Genomic DNA, 16825 nt, shown 5'->3' with positions numbered 1-16825 from the left:
AAGGTAAATCCGTATAATACTTGTTTTTGTATAGAGAACATTTATAACGACGGAGAATAGGAGGAAGGCCTTTCGTGTTTTTAAAAAGATTAGAAATAGCAGGGTTTAAGTCTTTTGCTGAGCGTGTATCTGTTGATTTTGTCCCAGGTGTAACTTCTGTAGTAGGACCTAATGGAAGCGGGAAAAGTAATATTACTGATGCAATTCGCTGGGTACTTGGTGAACAATCTGCAAAATCATTACGTGGTGCAAAGATGGAGGATATTATTTTTGCAGGCAGTGATACGAGGAGAGCGGTTAATGTTGCTGAAGTAACAATAACTTTAAATAATGAAGATCAACGTTTACCAATTGAATACAATGAGGTGTGTGTAACACGTCGTGTATCTCGTTCAGGTGATAGTGATTTTTATATTAATAAACAATCATGTAGATTGAAAGATATTATCGATTTATTTATGGACTCTGGTATGGGAAGAGAAGCTTTTTCAATTATTAGCCAGGGGAAAGTGGAAGAGATTTTAAGTAGTAAGTCAGAAGAGCGTCGAGGTGTATTTGAAGAAGCGGCAGGCGTACTAAAATACAAACTTCGCAAAAAGAAAGCTGAAGGGAAATTAGCAGAAACACAAGAAAACTTAAATCGTGTACAAGATATAATTCATGAATTAAGTAGTCAAGTAGAACCTTTAGAAAGACAAGCTTCTATTGCGAAAGATTATCTTGAGAATAAAGAAGAATTAGAGAAAGTAGAAGCTGCGCTTATTGTCCATGAAATTGAAGAATTGCACGAGAAATGGGAAGCGCTTCGAAATCAGTTTGGGCATAATAAAAACGAAGAAGCTAAAATGTCAACGAATTTACAAAAAAGTGAAGAAGAGCTTGAGGAATTACGAGGACAATTACAAGCGGTAGATGAGTCTGTAGACTCGTTGCAAGAAGTACTTCTTCTTTCTAGTAAAGAGCTAGAAAAACTTGAAGGGCAGCGTGAGTTGTTAAAAGAGAGAAAGCAAAATGCTACGACGCATTGTGCGCAACTTGAGCAGTTAATTGTTGAATTAACAGAGAAAGCTAAAAGTTACGATGGTGAGATTGAGTCAAGTACAGAAGCTTTAATGCAATTTGTGAATGAAGTAAAAGAGTTGGAGCAAAAATTGCATGATAATGAGCAACTGCTTGCTACTTTTGCTGACAATTTAGAGGAACAGATTGAGAATTTAAAAGGTGACTATATTGAGCTTTTAAATCAACAAGCTAGTCATCGTAATGAATTATCTATGATTGAAGAACAATCTAAACAGCAAACGTCTAAAAACGAGCGTCTAGATGAAGAGAATGCGAAATATGTAGAAATGCGTATGGAAATTACAGCGAAAAAGACGAAACTTGTAGAAAGTTACGAACAAGCGAAAGAAAAAGTAGCTGGCATTCTCTCAAACATACAGAAGACAGAGGCGGCGCTTGGGAAATGTAAGACGCAGTATAGTGAAAATGAAACAAAACTGTATCAAGCATATCAATTTGTGCAACAGGCACGTTCTCGAAAAGAAATGCTTGAAGAGATGCAAGAAGATTATTCTGGATTCTATCAAGGTGTACGTGAAGTATTGAAAGCTAGAGAAAATAGGTTGCAAGGTATCGAGGGTGCTGTTGCGGAACTGTTAACGGTACCGAAAGAATACGAAGTTGCAATGGAAATTGCTCTAGGTGCAGCGATGCAGCATATTGTTGTACAAACAGAGGAGCATGCTCGTAATGCGATAGCATTTTTAAAGCAAAATAAACATGGACGTGCAACGTTTTTACCGCAAGCTGTTATTAAAAGCAGGTCTTTATCATTTGAGCAATTACGCATTGCAAATCAACACCCATCGTTTGTAGGTGTGGCGGCAGAACTTGTGCAGTACAACAATAAATATGAAAATGTAGTTTCAAATTTATTAGGTACGGTTATTGTTGCGAAAGATTTACGCGGAGCAAATGAGTTGGCGAAACAACTGCAATACCGTTATCGCATTGTAACAATCGAAGGTGATGTAGTGAATCCTGGCGGTTCTATGACTGGTGGGGCGGTAAAGCAAGCGAAATCTTCTTTATTAGGACGCCAACGTGAACTGGAAGAGTGGACTCGCAAGTTAACTGATATGGAAGAAAAAACAATGAAGTTAGAAAACTTTGTTAAAGCAGTAAAACAAGAGATTCAAGAAAAAGAAGTGAAAATACGCGAACTAAGGCAAACTGTAGAAGTAGATCGTGTAGATGAGCAGAAATTAAGAGAAGAGATTAATCGTCTAGAATTAGAAGAACATCGTATTAATGATCGATTGTCTATTTATGATTTAGAGATTGAAGGGTTTTTACAAGATCGAGTAAAAATGCAAGGGCGTAAAGAGGAGTTAGAAGGGATTTTAACGAATCTTCAAGCTGATATCACTAAGTTAGATAGTAAAATTGTAGCTTTAACAAAACAAAAAAGTGAGCAACATTCTTCGAAAGAAAAAGTTCAAAAAGAAATGACGGAGTTAAAAGTGCTGGTAGCTGAAAAGCAACAACGCTTATTTAATCAAAAAGAAAAAGTTGAACGATTGACGAAGGAAAAAGAAGAAACGGATGCGACACTTGTAAAAACGAAAGAGGATTTAGCGTTCTTAAAACAAGAAATGACATCTAATTCAAGTGGTGAAGAGCAAATTACGAATATGATTGAGAAGAAAGCACATGATCGTAATCAAACTTCAGAATTAATTCGCTCTCGTCGTGAACAACGTGTATCGTTGCAAGAGAGGGTAGAACATTTAGAGCGCAATTTGAAAGAAACGACAGGTAAACATAAATATATTCTTGAAATGTTGAAAGATCAAGAAGTGAGAATAAATCGACTTGATGTAGAGTTGGAAAATAGATTACAACATTTACGTGAAACATATACGATTTCATTTGAAGCGGCAAAACTAAAATATACAATGACAATGCCTGCAGAAGATGCGCGTAAGAAAGTAAAATTAATCAAATTATCTATAGAAGAGTTAGGTACAGTGAACCTAGGGGCAATTGATGAATATGAACGTGTAGCGGAGCGTCATACATTCTTACTAGAGCAGAGAGACGACCTAGAAGAAGCGAAAGCGACATTGCACCAGCTTATTACCGAAATGGATGAAGAAATGAAAAAACGCTTTTCTACTACGTTTGAAGGCATTAGAATGGAGTTTCAATCGGTATTCTCTGAATTATTTGGAGGCGGTAGAGCGGATTTAGTAATGACTAATCCAGAGGATTTACTAAATACGGGTATTGATATTGTAGCACAACCGCCAGGGAAGAAACTGCAGAACTTAGGTTTACTTTCAGGTGGAGAGCGTGCTTTAACAGCAATTGCGCTTTTATTTGGTATTTTAAAAGTACGCCCAGTACCATTCTGTGTACTAGATGAGGTAGAGGCAGCCCTTGATGAGGCGAATGTAGCTCGTTTTGCACAGTATTTAAAGAAATTCAGTAATGAGACGCAGTTTATTGTAATTACACATAGAAAAGGTACAATGGAAGAGTCTGATGTGTTGTACGGTGTAACAATGCAAGAATCAGGGGTATCTAAACTTGTTTCGGTTCGTTTAGACGCCGGAGAAGAACTTATTGCAAGTGAATAGGAAGGATGGGAAAGTATGAGTTTTTTTAAAAAACTAAAAGAAAAAATTTCAAAACAAACGGATACAGTTACAGAGAAATTTAAACAAGGATTAGAAAAAACGAGAAATTCATTTGCGGATAAAGTGAATGATTTAGTTTATCGTTACCGTAAAGTGGACGAAGATTTTTTCGAAGAGTTAGAAGAAATCTTAATCGGTGCAGACGTTGGCGTTGCGACGGTAATGGAATTAATTGACCAATTGAAAGAAGAAGTACAACGTCGTAACATTCAAGATCCAAAAGAAGTACAAGCTGTTATTTCAGAAAAACTAGTAGGAATTTACAAAGGCGACAGCGATTTTAGTAACGAAATTAATATGCAAGAGGACCAATTAACGGTTGTTTTATTTGTTGGTGTTAATGGTGTAGGAAAAACGACGACAATTGGTAAACTGGCGCATAAGTTTAAATCAGAAGGTAAGTCAGTCCTATTAGCGGCAGGAGACACATTCCGTGCTGGAGCGATTGAACAATTAGAAGTATGGGGCGATCGCGTTGGTGTAGAAGTGATTAAACAAGGATCTGGATCTGATCCAGCGGCGGTTATGTATGACGCTGTACAAGCTGCGAAAGCACGTAAGGTAGATGTATTACTATGTGACACAGCAGGACGCTTGCAAAATAAAGTAAATTTAATGAAAGAATTAGAGAAGGTGAAGCGTGTAATTGAGCGTGAAGTACCAGGTGCTCCTCATGAAGTATTACTTGTTATTGATGCAACAACAGGACAAAACGGTTTAAGCCAAGCGAAAACATTCCGTGAAACAACGAATGTAACTGGTATTGTTTTAACGAAGTTAGATGGAACTGCTAAAGGTGGTATTGTATTAGCGATTCGTAACGAAATGGATGTACCAGTGAAGTTTGTTGGATTAGGAGAGCAAATGGATGACTTGCAACAGTTTGATCCAGAACAATATGTGTATGGTTTATTTGCGAACTTAGTAGAAACAGAAGAAGTATAAGTGAAAGGAGCGGTATTTCCGCTTCTTTTTCTATAAAAAATATATGATGTTAAGAAAAAAACTTGACACTCTTTTGGACTACATGTAAACTAATTCATGTAAAGGGAAATCACTTAACAAAGGATGATCCAACATGCTCGAAAAAACAACGAGAATGAACTATTTATTTGATTTTTATCAATCGTTGTTAACGCAAAAACAAAGAAGTTATATGTCGCTTTATTATCTAGATGATTTATCTCTTGGGGAAATTGCGGAAGAATTTGATGTAAGTCGCCAAGCCGTGTATGATAACATTAAACGGACTGAAGCGATGCTTGAAGAATATGAAGAAAAATTAGTATTACTTCAAAAGTTTCAAGAGCGACAGCGACTTGTTGCAAAGCTAAAACAGCTAATCAGCGAAGAAGAGCATGTAAATGAAGAAATGAAACAAGTTGTTGAAGCTATCGAAAAATTAGATTAGGAGGGCGGCAATATGGCATTTGAAGGATTAGCCGACCGACTTCAACAGACAATGCAAAAAATCCGCGGCAAAGGAAAAGTTTCTGAAGCCGATGTGAAAGAAATGATGAGAGAAGTTCGTCTAGCTCTTTTAGAAGCAGATGTTAACTTTAAAGTAGTAAAAGATTTTGTGAAGCGTGTGTCTGAACGTGCTGTCGGACAAGATGTAATGAAAAGTTTGACACCTGGACAACAAGTAATTAAAGTTGTACAGGAAGAACTTACAGAACTTATGGGCGGAGAGCAAAGCAAAATTGCTGTTGCTAATAAGCCACCGACTGTTATTATGATGGTTGGTCTGCAAGGTGCGGGTAAAACAACGACGACAGGTAAGCTTGCGAATTTGCTTCGTAAAAAGCATAACCGTAAACCGATGCTTGTTGCAGCGGATATTTACCGTCCAGCAGCGATTAAACAGCTTGAAACATTAGGGAAGCAATTGGACATGCCTGTATTCTCTTTAGGAGATCAAGTAAGTCCTGTTGAAATTGCGAAACAAGCGATTGCAAAAGCAAAAGAAGATCATCACGATTATGTTTTAATCGATACAGCGGGTCGCCTGCATATTGATGAAGAACTAATGGATGAATTAGCGAAAGTTAAAGAAGTTGCGAAACCGGATGAAATTTTCCTTGTTGTCGATGCGATGACGGGACAAGACGCGGTAAATGTTGCGCAAAGTTTCCATGAACAGTTAGGTTTAACAGGTGTTGTATTAACGAAATTAGATGGTGATACGCGCGGTGGTGCTGCATTATCTATTAAGGCTGTAACAAACACGCCGATTAAATTTGCTGGTATGGGTGAAAAACTAGATGCAATTGAAGCGTTCCATCCAGAGCGTATGGCATCCCGTATTTTAGGGATGGGCGATGTCTTAACATTGATTGAAAAAGCGCAAGCTACAGTTGATGAAGAGAAAGCGAAAGAACTTGAGCAAAAAATGCGTACGCTTTCGTTTACGCTTGACGATTTCCTAGAACAACTTGGACAAGTGCGTCAACTTGGGCCGCTTGATGAATTGTTAGGAATGCTTCCTGGTGCAAATAAAATTAAAGGGCTGAAAAATGCACAAGTTGATGAAAAACAAATTGGGCATATTGAGGCAATTATTCGTTCTATGACTAAATTAGAACGAGAACAACCGGAAATAATCAATGCTAGTCGCAAAAAGCGCATTGCCAAAGGTAGCGGTACAACTGTACAAGAAATCAATCGTCTAATTAAACAATTCGATGACATGAAAAAAATGATGAAGACGATGACGGGAATGCAAAAAGGTAAGAAAAAAGGACTAGGTGGATTGAAGTTTCCATTCATGTAAGGAAAAAAAGATGGCTCTGTTAAGAAAAAATACTTTACAAAGCAATAGTCTTTTTGCTAATATAATTATCTGTGTGAAATAAATTCGGAGGTGCTTTATAAATGGCAGTTAAAATTCGTTTAAAACGTATGGGAGCTAAAAAAACTCCTTTCTATCGTGTAGTTGTTGCAGATTCTCGTTCTCCTCGTGACGGACGTTTCATTGAGGAAATCGGAACTTACAATCCAGTTGCTCAACCAGCTGAAGTTAAGATCAACGAAGAAGCAGCATTAAAATGGTTAGGAAATGGTGCTAAACCATCTGATACAGTTCGTAACTTATTCTCTAACCAAGGTATCATGGAGAAATTCCACTTATCTAAACAAGGTAAGTAATTGAGGCAATGACTATGAAGAAGTTAGTCGAGACGATTGTCAAGCCTCTTGTCGATTATCCTGAAGATGTAAAAGTTACACAGGAACTTTGCAACGGAGAGATAAAGTATCGATTAACTGTACATCCTGAGGATGTTGGAAAAGTCATTGGAAAGCAAGGGAGAGTTGCGAAAGCGATTCGAATGCTCTTGTATTCAGTGGGACATCATAATGATGAAAAAGTAACACTGGAAATTCAATAAACGTAAAAAAGGGCGAGGAGTTATTCCTCTCCCTTTTTTAACATTTAAATAGAGAGTGCATGTTCCATCTGTGAAATGGAGATGCTTAATTTATATAGAAACCAGGGGTGACATACTATTTATGACAAAATGGTTTAACGTAGGGAAAATTGTAAATACTCATGGCGTAAGAGGAGAAATCCGTGTTATTTCTCGTACTGATTTTCCAGAAGAGCGATATAAAGTAGGAAACACGTTATACATATCGAATGAGAAAGGCACAGACTACCTTCCGGTGAAGGTAACTTCTCATCGCCAACATAAGACATTCGATTTATTAACATTTGAAGGATATAACAATGTAGATGAAGTAGAGAAGTTTAAAGGTTCTTTAATAAAAGTACCAGAAGAGCAGTTAGGTGAACTTGCTGAAGGTGAATACTACTATCATGAAATTATTGGTTGCAGTGTTGTAACGGAAGAAGGAGAAGCGCTAGGGACAATCAAAGAGATTCTATCTCCTGGTGCAAATGATGTTTGGGTAATTAAACGCCCGAAGGGTCAAGATCTCTTAATTCCTTATATCGATGACGTTGTACTTCAAGTTAATATTGAAAATAAATTAGTAACCATTCATGTAATGGAAGGGCTGCTATAATGAAAATTGATATTTTAACGTTGTTCCCAGACATGTTTACCGGTGTATTTGGATCTTCTATATTAAAGAAGGCACAAGAAAAAGAAGCGGTAAACCTTCGTGTTGTTAACTTTCGTGATTATACAACAAGTAAGCATAATAGTGTAGACGATTATCCTTACGGCGGAGGAGCTGGTATGGTGCTTACTCCTCAGCCTATTTTTGATGCTGTAGAAGATTTGACGAAAGAGACAGAGCGTAAGCCTAGAGTTGTCTTAATGTGTCCGCAGGGCGAAAGATTTACGCAGAAGAAAGCGGAAGAGCTTGCAGGGGAAGAACATTTGATCTTCGTATGTGGGCATTATGAAGGGTATGACGAACGAATTCGTGAGCATCTCGTAACGGATGAGATTTCTATTGGTGACTATGTATTAACGGGCGGAGAATTAGCCTCTATGGTTATTACTGATAGTGTTGTACGTCTCTTGCCAGGTGTGCTAGGAAATCATGCTTCACAAGTAGAGGATTCGTTTAGTACAGGTTTATTAGAGCATCCTCATTATACACGTCCGGCTGATTTTCGTGGTATGAAGGTACCGGATGTATTAATGTCAGGGAATCATAAAAACATTGATGAATGGCGACATAAGGAATCTTTGCGTCGAACGTATACGCGTAGACCGGATTTGTTAGATGAGAGAGAGTTATCTAAACAAGAGAAAAAATGGCTTGAGGAAATAAAGCGAGAGCAGTAATAACTTCATATATTTGCTATTGCAACAGGCCTAGTAATATGCTATTATAACATTTGTGCTACTGAAATCAGTAGCCGTATTAACGATGTTCCGCTGTAATTTATTAAGACTTTATAAGAGCATCTGTTTAAAGGAGAGAATTTAATATGCAACAATTAATCGCAGAAATTACAAAAGGCCAATTAAAAACTGACCTTCCTTCATTCCGTCCTGGTGACACTTTACGTGTACACGTAAAAGTTGTTGAGGGAACTCGTGAAAGAATTCAGCTTTTCGAAGGTGTTGTAATTAAACGTCGTGGTGGCGGAATCAGTGAAACATTCACAGTTCGTAAGATTTCTTACGGTGTAGGTGTTGAGCGTACATTCCCAGTTCACACGCCAAGAATCGCGAAAATCGAAGTACTTCGCCGTGGTAAAGTACGTCGTGCTAAGTTATACTACTTACGTAACCTTCGCGGTAAAAAAGCACGTATTAAAGAAATTCGATAAGACATGTATGGGAGCTTGTAAATGCACAAGCTCCCTTTTTCCAATCTATATGAAATTTTGGTATAATACGAGCAGTTTACATAACCGTGGAGGGGAAATGCATGAAAAAAGAGAAGAGTTCACTTTGGGAATGGATTAAGGCAATTTTGATTGCTGTTGTATTAGCTGGTGTTATTAGACAGTTTTTCTTTGCGCCAATTCTCGTAGACGGGGTATCGATGGCACCTACTTTACATGATCGTGATCGAATGATTGTGAATAAAATTGGTTATCACATTGGAGATCCAAAACGCTTTGATATTATCGTATTTCGAGCAACAGAAGATAAAGATTACATTAAGCGCATTATAGGCCTGCCAGGCGATGAAATAGAGTATCGTAATGATAAACTGTATGTTAACGGAAAGGCTTATGAGGAGCCGTATTTAGACAAGCAGAAAAAGCAAATTGCTGACGGACCGCTTACATATGATTTTAATCTTGAAGAAATGACAGGCAAGAAAACCGTTCCAAAAGATCAATTATTTGTTTTAGGTGATAATCGTCGTTTTAGTAAAGATAGCCGTTCAATCGGTACGATTTCAATGGATCAAGTAATTGGTAAAGCTAATATGTTATATTGGCCGTTAGAAGACGCACGTATTGTGAAATAAATGAAAAAGAAGGTGGCAACATGGTAATTCAATGGTTTCCAGGGCATATGGCGAAGGCTAGACGCCAAGTAACGGAGAAATTAAAATTAATTGATGTTGTAATTGAACTTGTAGATGCTCGATTACCATTATCATCTCGAAACCCAATGATTGATGAAATCATTACACATAAGCCAAGGCTTGTTGTTTTAAATAAAGCGGATATGGCGGATGATCGTTTAACAAAACAATGGATCGCATATTTTAAAGAAAAAGGCCATATGGCAATTTCGATTAACGCGCAAGCTGGACAAGGTATGAAGGAAATTGCAGCAGCTTGTAAAGTGCTTGTTAAAGAAAAATTTGATAAAATGGTTGCAAAAGGTATTAGACCGAGAGCGATTCGTGCATTAATTGTAGGTATACCAAATGTTGGTAAATCTACATTGATTAATAAATTGGCAAAGAAAAATATTGCTAAAACAGGAGATCGTCCAGGTGTGACAACAGCTCAACAATGGATTAAAGTTGGGAAGGAAATGGAATTGTTAGATACACCAGGTATTCTGTGGCCTAAATTTGAAGATCAATTAGTGGGTCTTCGTTTAGCGACAACGGGTGCAATTAAAGATTCAATTTTAAATTTACAAGATGTAGCTGTTTACGCATTACGTTTTATGGAGAAACATTATCCAGAACGCTTGAAAGAACGCTATAATTTAAATGAGATTCCAGAAGATATTGTGGAATTATTCGATGCAATTGGAAAAAATAGAGGCTGCTTAATGGGCGGCGGAATGATTGATTATGATAAGACATCTGAGCTTGTGCTTCGTGAGCTTCGTGGTGGCAAACTTGGAAAAATGACGTTTGAAACACCGGAAGAGTTTGGAGAGCAAGTGGAAGATGTGGAAAAAATAGAAGAAGTATAAGACGTGCGTTTGTGCGTCTTTTCTTTTTGGATATGTTTAAAAAGGAGCTTGTATAAATGCAAACTATGACGATAAAAGAAGCGGAAAATGTATTGAAAGAAATTATGAATGAAGAAGATGATCGCTTTCAACTGTTAATGAAAGATGATCGAAAAGGTGTTCAAAAGCTCGTTTTGAAGTGGTATAAACAAAAAGAGTTAGAACAGAAAGAAAAAGAGAAGTTTTTTGAAATGTCCAAGTATGAAAATGCTTTGCGTGAAAAAGGGGTCACATATATCGCGGGTATTGATGAAGTAGGGCGCGGGCCATTGGCTGGGCCTGTTGTGACGGCAGCTGTCGTTCTTCCTGAGGATTTTTATATTCCAGGGTTAAATGACTCGAAAAAGTTGAGTGAAGCGAAACGTGAGCGTTTTTATGATGAAATAAAAGTACAAGCAATTGCAATTGGAGTAGGAATTGTATCACCGCAAGTTATTGATGACATTAATATTTACCAAGCAACGAAACAAGCGATGTTAGATGCAGTTGCAAATTTATCTTGTACACCTCAACATTTATTAATTGATGCGATGAAGCTTCCTACACCAATTCCGCAAACATCAATTATTAAAGGTGATGCGAAAAGTGTTTCGATTTCAGCAGCATCCATTATAGCAAAAGTAACGAGAGATCGTATGATGAAAGAACTGGGAGGGAAGTATCCTGAATATGGATTTGAGCAACATATGGGATATGGCACAAAGCAACATTTAGAGGCAATTGAAGTGCATGGAGTACTAGATGAACACCGCAAGTCATTCGCACCAATTAAAGATATGATTCAAAAATAAGCTGTAAATATACAGCTTATTTTTTTATTTTGGCATATAAACATTACTATTTTCGAAAAAGAATAAAGCGATTTCAGTTTTCTGACACTTTATTGTAGACAGCGTGCCAATCATCTTATACAATGGCAATGTAATGTTTTTTAAACATTAAAAAACTTTTCGAGTAAAACAGGAAAACAGGGGAGGATGGGACCATGAATATCCATGAGTACCAAGGTAAGGCAGTCCTTAGAAGCTATGGGGTTAGCGTTCCGAACGGGAAGGTTGCGTTTACAGTAGAAGAAGCTGTAGAAGCAGCGAAAGAATTAGGAACAGATGTATGTGTAGAGAAAGCACAAATTCACGCTGGTGGACGCGGCAAAGCTGGCGGAGTAAAAGTTGCGAAAAATTTAGATGAAGTTCGTACATATGCAGAAAGCATTTTAGGAACTACACTTGTGACACATCAAACAGGTCCTGAAGGTAAGGAAGTAAAACGCTTACTTATCGAAGAAGGTTGCGATATTAAAAAAGAATATTATGTAGGTCTAGTTTTAGACCGTGCAACTTCTCAAGTTGTTTTAATGGCGTCTGAAGAAGGCGGAACAGAAATTGAAGAAGTAGCAGAAAAAACACCTGAAAAAATCTTTAAAGAATATATTGATCCAGCAGTAGGCTTGCAAGGTTTCCAAGCGCGCCGAATTGCATTTAACATCAATATTCCAAAAGAGCTTGTAGGACAAGCTGTGAAGTTTATGATGGGCTTATATCGTGCGTTTATCGAAAAAGATTGCTCTATCGCTGAGATTAACCCACTTGTTACAACAGGCGAAGGTAAAGTTATGGCATTAGATGCAAAATTAAACTTTGATTCTAATGCGTTATATCGCCATAAAGACATTTTAGAGCTTCGTGATCTTGATGAAGAGGATTCAAAAGAAATTGAAGCTTCAAAATACGACTTAAACTACATTCCTTTAGATGGAAATATCGGTTGTATGGTTAATGGTGCAGGTTTAGCGATGGCTACAATGGATATCATTAAACATTACCACGGTGACCCAGCTAACTTCTTAGATGTTGGTGGCGGTGCAACTGCAGAAAAAGTTACAGAAGCATTCAAAATTATCCTTTCTGACAAAAATGTAAAAGGTATCTTCGTTAACATTTTTGGTGGCATTATGAAGTGTGATGTTATTGCAGAAGGTGTTATTGAAGCAACGAAACAAGTAGGTCTTGAGTTACCTTTAGTTGTACGTCTTGAAGGCACAAACGTAGAACTAGGTAAGAAAATTTTAAATGAGTCTGGCTTAAATATTGTTGCAGCAGAATCTATGGCAGACGGTGCACAAAAAATTGTTTCACTAGTGGGCTAATAGAAAGCGGGGGAGAAAAATGAGCGTATTAGTTAATAAAGATACAAAAGTTATTGTTCAAGGTATTACAGGTTCTCAAGGTTTATTCCATACAAAACAAATGATTGAATACGGTACGAAAATTGTCGGTGGTGTAACACCAGGTAAGGGCGGCACTGATATTGAAGGTGTACCAGTATTTGATACAGTAGAAGATGCAGTGAAAGCAACAGGCGCAAACGCTTCAGTTGTATACGTTCCACCCGCTTTTGCGGCAGATGCAATTATGGAAGCTGTTGATGCAGAAATTGATTTAGTAGTATGTATTACTGAAGGGATTCCTGTATTAGATATGGTAAACGTAAAGAGATATATGGCGGGTAAACATACACGTTTACTTGGACCAAACTGCCCAGGTGTAATCACACCAGATGAATGTAAGATTGGTATTATGCCAGGATATATTCATAAAAAAGGTCATGTTGGTATCCTATCTCGCTCTGGTACATTAACTTATGAAGCTGTACATCAGTTAACACAAGAAGGTATTGGCCAATCTACTGCTGTAGGTATCGGCGGAGACCCTGTTAACGGTACAGACTTTATTGATGCGTTAAAAGCATTTAATGAAGATGAAGAAACACATGCTGTAATTATGATTGGTGAAATCGGCGGTACAGCAGAAGAAGAGGCAGCTGAATGGGTAAAAGCTAATATGACAAAACCTGTCGTAGGCTTCATTGGTGGTCAAACAGCGCCTGCTGGCAAACGTATGGGCCATGCTGGTGCAATCATTTCTGGCGGTAAAGGAACTGCTGCTGAAAAGATTAAAACAATGGAAGCTTGTGGCATTAAAGTAGCTGAAACTCCAGCAGTTATGGGAGAAACGCTAATCTCTGTTTTAAAAGAAAAAGGTTTATTTGAGACTTGTAAAAACTATTAATCTGTTGAAAGACACCTTCTTACTTGAGGGTGTCTTTTTACACTTTTTTCTGTTTACATAATAAAAATTATGGGTAAGGAGAATCAAGATGAAAAGAGAGAGATTATTACATGTTCATTACTTGCTAGCAGATTATTGGAAAGCGATGGAGAGGCTACTATATGTCGATCCAGAATTAAAGAACATATATAATTTTAACGAAAAACAAATGGAACACTACACTGGAATATCCTCGAAAAAATCTTCAGAACTAGTAAAATTTCTTCAAAATTCAAATCTTCCGCAATATATATCTTATTTAGAGAGAAATCGTATTTTTTATATAACGATATGGGATGAAGATTATCCGCAATTATTACGTGAAATACAAGACCCTCCCTTCGTTTTATATGGAAAAGGAGAGAAAGATTTCCTGAATAAAGTAAATAAATTAGCAGTTGTTGGAACGAGAGAACCATCATTATATGGTTATGAGAGTTTGAAGTTTATTTTACACCCTTTATTAGAAAGAGAGTGGCTTATTGTCAGTGGGTTTGCAAAAGGGATAGATACAATGTCTCATGAGATTACAGTAAGGCATCATTGCCCGACTATTGCGATATTAGGGCATGGATTGTCTTTTATGTACCCGAAAGAAAATAGACATTTATATGAAATGTGGAAGGAATATATATTGTTATTGACAGAGTATCCGCCGCACTATGCACCGAAAAAATGGTATTTTCCAAAAAGGAATCGGATTATTAGTGGTATAAGTAAAGGTGTTTTAGTTGTAGAAGCGAAATCGAGAAGTGGAACACTTATTACTGCAGACCTTGCGTTAGAGCAAAATAGAGAGGTGTTTGCGCTTCCTGGACCTATATTTGTAGAGGGGGCATCGGGAACGAATCATCTTATTCAGCAAGGAGCAAAACTAGTAAGAAATGCAGAAGATATCTTGGAAGAGATTTTAAATTAACCTTATATTTTTATGTTTTTATTAAACAATTATTGACAAATGGTAGATTGGCACTGTATGGTATATTCATTCTTGATTGACAAAAACAAGAGAAATCAATAAGATTAATGAAGACTTGAATCCACCTCTTAAGGAGGCACTAGCATGTCAGATTACCTCGTAATCGTGGAGTCGCGTTCTAAGGCGAAGACCATTGAGAAATATTTAGGGGAAAAAATACAAAGTTGTCGCGTCTATGGGACATGTTCGCGATTTGCCAAAAAGTCAAATGGGGATAGAAGTAAAGAACAACTTCACCCCGAAGTATATTACCATTCGTGGTAAAGGTCCCGTCTTAAAAGATTTAAAATCAGCGGCGAAAAAAGCAAAGAAAGTCTATCTCGCGGCCGATCCAGACCGTGAAGGGGAAGCGATTGCTTGGCATTTAGCGAATACGTTAAATGTGGACGTTGAATCAGATTGTCGGGTTGTGTTTAATGAGATTACGAAAGATGCAATCAAAGAATCATTTAAACATCTTCGTGCAATTAATATGGATTTAGTGGATGCACAACAAGCAAGACGTATACTTGATCGTCTTGTTGGTTACAATATTAGTCCTTTATTATGGAAGAAAGTAAAAAAAGGATTAAGTGCAGGGCGTGTACAATCTGTAGCAGTTCGTTTAATCATCGAGCGTGAAAGGGAAATTCAAAACTTTGAACTTGAAGAATTCTGGACAATTAAAACAGAATTTGTAAAAGGAAAAGACACATTTGAAGCAAGCTTTTACGGTGTAGATGGTGAAAAAGTTCAATTAACAAATGAAACGCAAGTGAATGAAATAATTGAACAGATGAAAGACAATGCGTTTTCAGTTGAAAATGTAACGCGCAAAGAGCGAAAACGTAATCCTGCATTACCGTTTACAACATCTTCCTTGCAACAAGAAGCAGCACGTAAGTTAAACATGCGAGCAAAGAAAACAATGATGCTTGCACAGCAATTGTATGAAGGGATAGATCTTGGAAAACAAGGAACTGTAGGTCTTATTACGTATATGAGAACTGATTCAACACGTATCTCAGAAACAGCTCAAACAGAGGCTCGTACTTACATCATTGAAGTGGATGGTACGGAATACATAGGAACAGAAAAGAAGAAAGAAACGAAAAAGTCAAATGCACAAGATGCGCATGAGGCAATTCGTCCTACTTCAGTAATGAGAAAGCCAGAGGAACTAAAAAGTTTCTTAGGTCGTGATCAACTTCGATTATATAAATTGATTTGGGAGCGATTTGTTGCAAGTCAAATGGCGTCTGCTATAATGGATACTGTGACAGCGAGACTCATTAATAACAATGTTCAGTTCCGTGCAAGTGGATCGGTTGTAAAGTTCCCAGGATTTATGAAAGTGTATGTAGAGTCAAAAGATGATGGTGCTGAAGAAAAGGATAAGATGTTGCCACCTTTAGAAGTAGGGGAAACTGTATTTTCAAAGGATTTAGAACCAAAGCAACATTTTACACAACCTCCTCCGCGTTATACAGAGGCTCGCCTAGTAAGAACACTTGAAGAACTTGGAATTGGAAGACCGTCAACATATGTACCTACACTTGAAACAATTCAAAAGCGTGGGTATGTAGGTTTGGATAATAAACGCTTCGTTCCGACTGAACTTGGTGAAATAGTAATTGAACTTATTTTAGAGTTTTTCCCAGAAATTATTAACATTGAATTTACTGCCAATATGGAGCAAAGCCTTGATGAAGTAGAAGAAGGAAATGCGAATTGGGTAAAAATTGTTGATGATTTCTACGTAGGTTTTGAACCGCGTTTAGAAAAAGCGGAAAAAGAAATGCGTGAAGTGGAAATTAAAGATGAACCAGCTGGGGAAGATTGTGAATTATGTAATCACCCAATGGTCTTTAAAATGGGTAAATACGGGAAATTTATGGCTTGCTCGAATTTCCCAGATTGTCGTAATACAAAGCCGATTGTGAAAGAAATCGGTGTTACTTGTCCAAAGTGTGATAAGGGTCAAATTATTGAACGCCGTATTAATAAAAAGAAACGTCTTTTCTATGGGTGCGGTACGTATCCGGAATGCGACTTTGTATCTTGGGATAAGCCAATTGGTCGTAAGTGTCCGAAGTGCGAAGGCATGCTTGTAGAGAAAAAGTTGAAAAAAGGCGTGCAAGTACAATGTATTTCGTGCGATTATGAAGAAGAACAACAAATGTGAGCGTAACTGCTCACATT

The 16825-nt window shown here is 37.4% G+C and carries 15 protein-coding genes and 1 pseudogene; all 16 read left to right on the top strand.

Annotation, left to right across the window (positions count from 1 at the left end; all coding sequences use genetic code 11):
* Nucleotides 1–74 precede the first annotated feature (74 nt).
* The 16 genes and pseudogenes from smc (at nucleotide 75) to topA (ending at nucleotide 16808) form a co-directional block, all read left to right on the top strand.
* Nucleotides 75–3644 carry a chromosome segregation protein SMC gene (smc, locus tag BC_RS19175; protein ID WP_000478972.1) on the top strand — a complete coding sequence of 1190 codons (3570 nt, stop codon included), beginning with the start codon at nucleotides 75–77 and terminating at the stop codon, nucleotides 3642–3644.
* Nucleotides 3645–3659: 15 nt separating this feature from the next.
* Nucleotides 3660–4649 (top strand): signal recognition particle-docking protein FtsY, encoded by a 990-nt coding sequence (gene ftsY, locus BC_RS19170; protein ID WP_000007656.1) that lies wholly within the window; start codon nucleotides 3660–3662, stop codon nucleotides 4647–4649.
* A 133-nt stretch (nucleotides 4650–4782) separates the two neighbouring features.
* Nucleotides 4783–5115 carry a putative DNA-binding protein gene (locus BC_RS19165; protein ID WP_000891062.1) on the top strand — a complete coding sequence of 111 codons (333 nt, stop codon included), beginning with the start codon at nucleotides 4783–4785 and terminating at the stop codon, nucleotides 5113–5115.
* A gap of 12 nt (nucleotides 5116–5127) precedes the next feature.
* The gene (gene ffh / locus BC_RS19160; RefSeq protein ID WP_000863460.1) at nucleotides 5128–6477 is read left to right on the top strand and encodes a signal recognition particle protein; all 1350 of its coding nucleotides are present in this window, start codon (nucleotides 5128–5130) and stop codon (nucleotides 6475–6477) included.
* Between the two features lie 101 nt (nucleotides 6478–6578).
* The gene (gene rpsP, locus BC_RS19155; protein ID WP_000268750.1) at nucleotides 6579–6851 is read left to right on the top strand and encodes a 30S ribosomal protein S16; all 273 of its coding nucleotides are present in this window, start codon (nucleotides 6579–6581) and stop codon (nucleotides 6849–6851) included.
* A 14-nt stretch (nucleotides 6852–6865) separates the two neighbouring features.
* Nucleotides 6866–7093: a KH domain-containing protein gene (locus BC_RS19150; protein WP_000737401.1), complete on the top strand. Its 228-nt coding sequence runs from the start codon at nucleotides 6866–6868 to the stop codon at nucleotides 7091–7093.
* Between the two features lie 121 nt (nucleotides 7094–7214).
* Nucleotides 7215–7730, top strand: a complete 516-nt coding sequence (rimM, locus tag BC_RS19145) for a ribosome maturation factor RimM (RefSeq protein WP_000170278.1) — start codon at nucleotides 7215–7217, stop codon at nucleotides 7728–7730.
* Entirely contained in the window at nucleotides 7730–8464 is a 735-nt protein-coding gene (trmD, locus tag BC_RS19140) for a tRNA (guanosine(37)-N1)-methyltransferase TrmD (protein WP_000686903.1), read from the top strand. Before rimM ends, trmD begins: the two co-directional genes overlap by 1 nt.
* 146 nt (nucleotides 8465–8610) lie before the next feature.
* Nucleotides 8611–8955 carry a 50S ribosomal protein L19 gene (gene rplS, locus BC_RS19135; protein ID WP_001186516.1) on the top strand — a complete coding sequence of 115 codons (345 nt, stop codon included), beginning with the start codon at nucleotides 8611–8613 and terminating at the stop codon, nucleotides 8953–8955.
* Between the two features lie 101 nt (nucleotides 8956–9056).
* Nucleotides 9057–9608 (top strand): signal peptidase I, encoded by a 552-nt coding sequence (lepB, locus tag BC_RS19130; protein ID WP_000711853.1) that lies wholly within the window; start codon nucleotides 9057–9059, stop codon nucleotides 9606–9608.
* A 20-nt stretch (nucleotides 9609–9628) separates the two neighbouring features.
* Nucleotides 9629–10519, top strand: a complete 891-nt coding sequence (ylqF, locus tag BC_RS19125; RefSeq protein WP_000236704.1) for a ribosome biogenesis GTPase YlqF — start codon at nucleotides 9629–9631, stop codon at nucleotides 10517–10519.
* A 56-nt stretch (nucleotides 10520–10575) separates the two neighbouring features.
* Nucleotides 10576–11349 (top strand): ribonuclease HII, encoded by a 774-nt coding sequence (locus tag BC_RS19120; RefSeq protein WP_001194268.1) that lies wholly within the window; start codon nucleotides 10576–10578, stop codon nucleotides 11347–11349.
* A 194-nt stretch (nucleotides 11350–11543) separates the two neighbouring features.
* Nucleotides 11544–12704: an ADP-forming succinate--CoA ligase subunit beta gene (sucC, locus tag BC_RS19115; protein WP_001020783.1), complete on the top strand. Its 1161-nt coding sequence runs from the start codon at nucleotides 11544–11546 to the stop codon at nucleotides 12702–12704.
* A gap of 19 nt (nucleotides 12705–12723) precedes the next feature.
* Complete coding sequence (gene sucD / locus BC_RS19110) at nucleotides 12724–13626, top strand: succinate--CoA ligase subunit alpha (protein ID WP_000115177.1); 903 nt, start codon at nucleotides 12724–12726, stop codon at nucleotides 13624–13626.
* 88 nt (nucleotides 13627–13714) lie between these two features.
* Nucleotides 13715–14584 carry a DNA-processing protein DprA gene (dprA, locus tag BC_RS19105; protein WP_000818060.1) on the top strand — a complete coding sequence of 290 codons (870 nt, stop codon included), beginning with the start codon at nucleotides 13715–13717 and terminating at the stop codon, nucleotides 14582–14584.
* Nucleotides 14585–14728: 144 nt separating this feature from the next.
* Nucleotides 14729–16808: pseudogene (topA, locus tag BC_RS19100) on the top strand (type I DNA topoisomerase).
* Nucleotides 16809–16825: the final 17 nt, after the last annotated feature.

The sequence above is a fragment of the Bacillus cereus ATCC 14579 genome (genome assembly GCF_000007825.1).
GTDB lineage: Bacteria > Bacillota > Bacilli > Bacillales > Bacillaceae_G > Bacillus_A > Bacillus_A cereus.
Note: the sequence above shows the minus strand (reverse complement) of the source record. Positions and strands in the feature narration are given on the sequence as shown.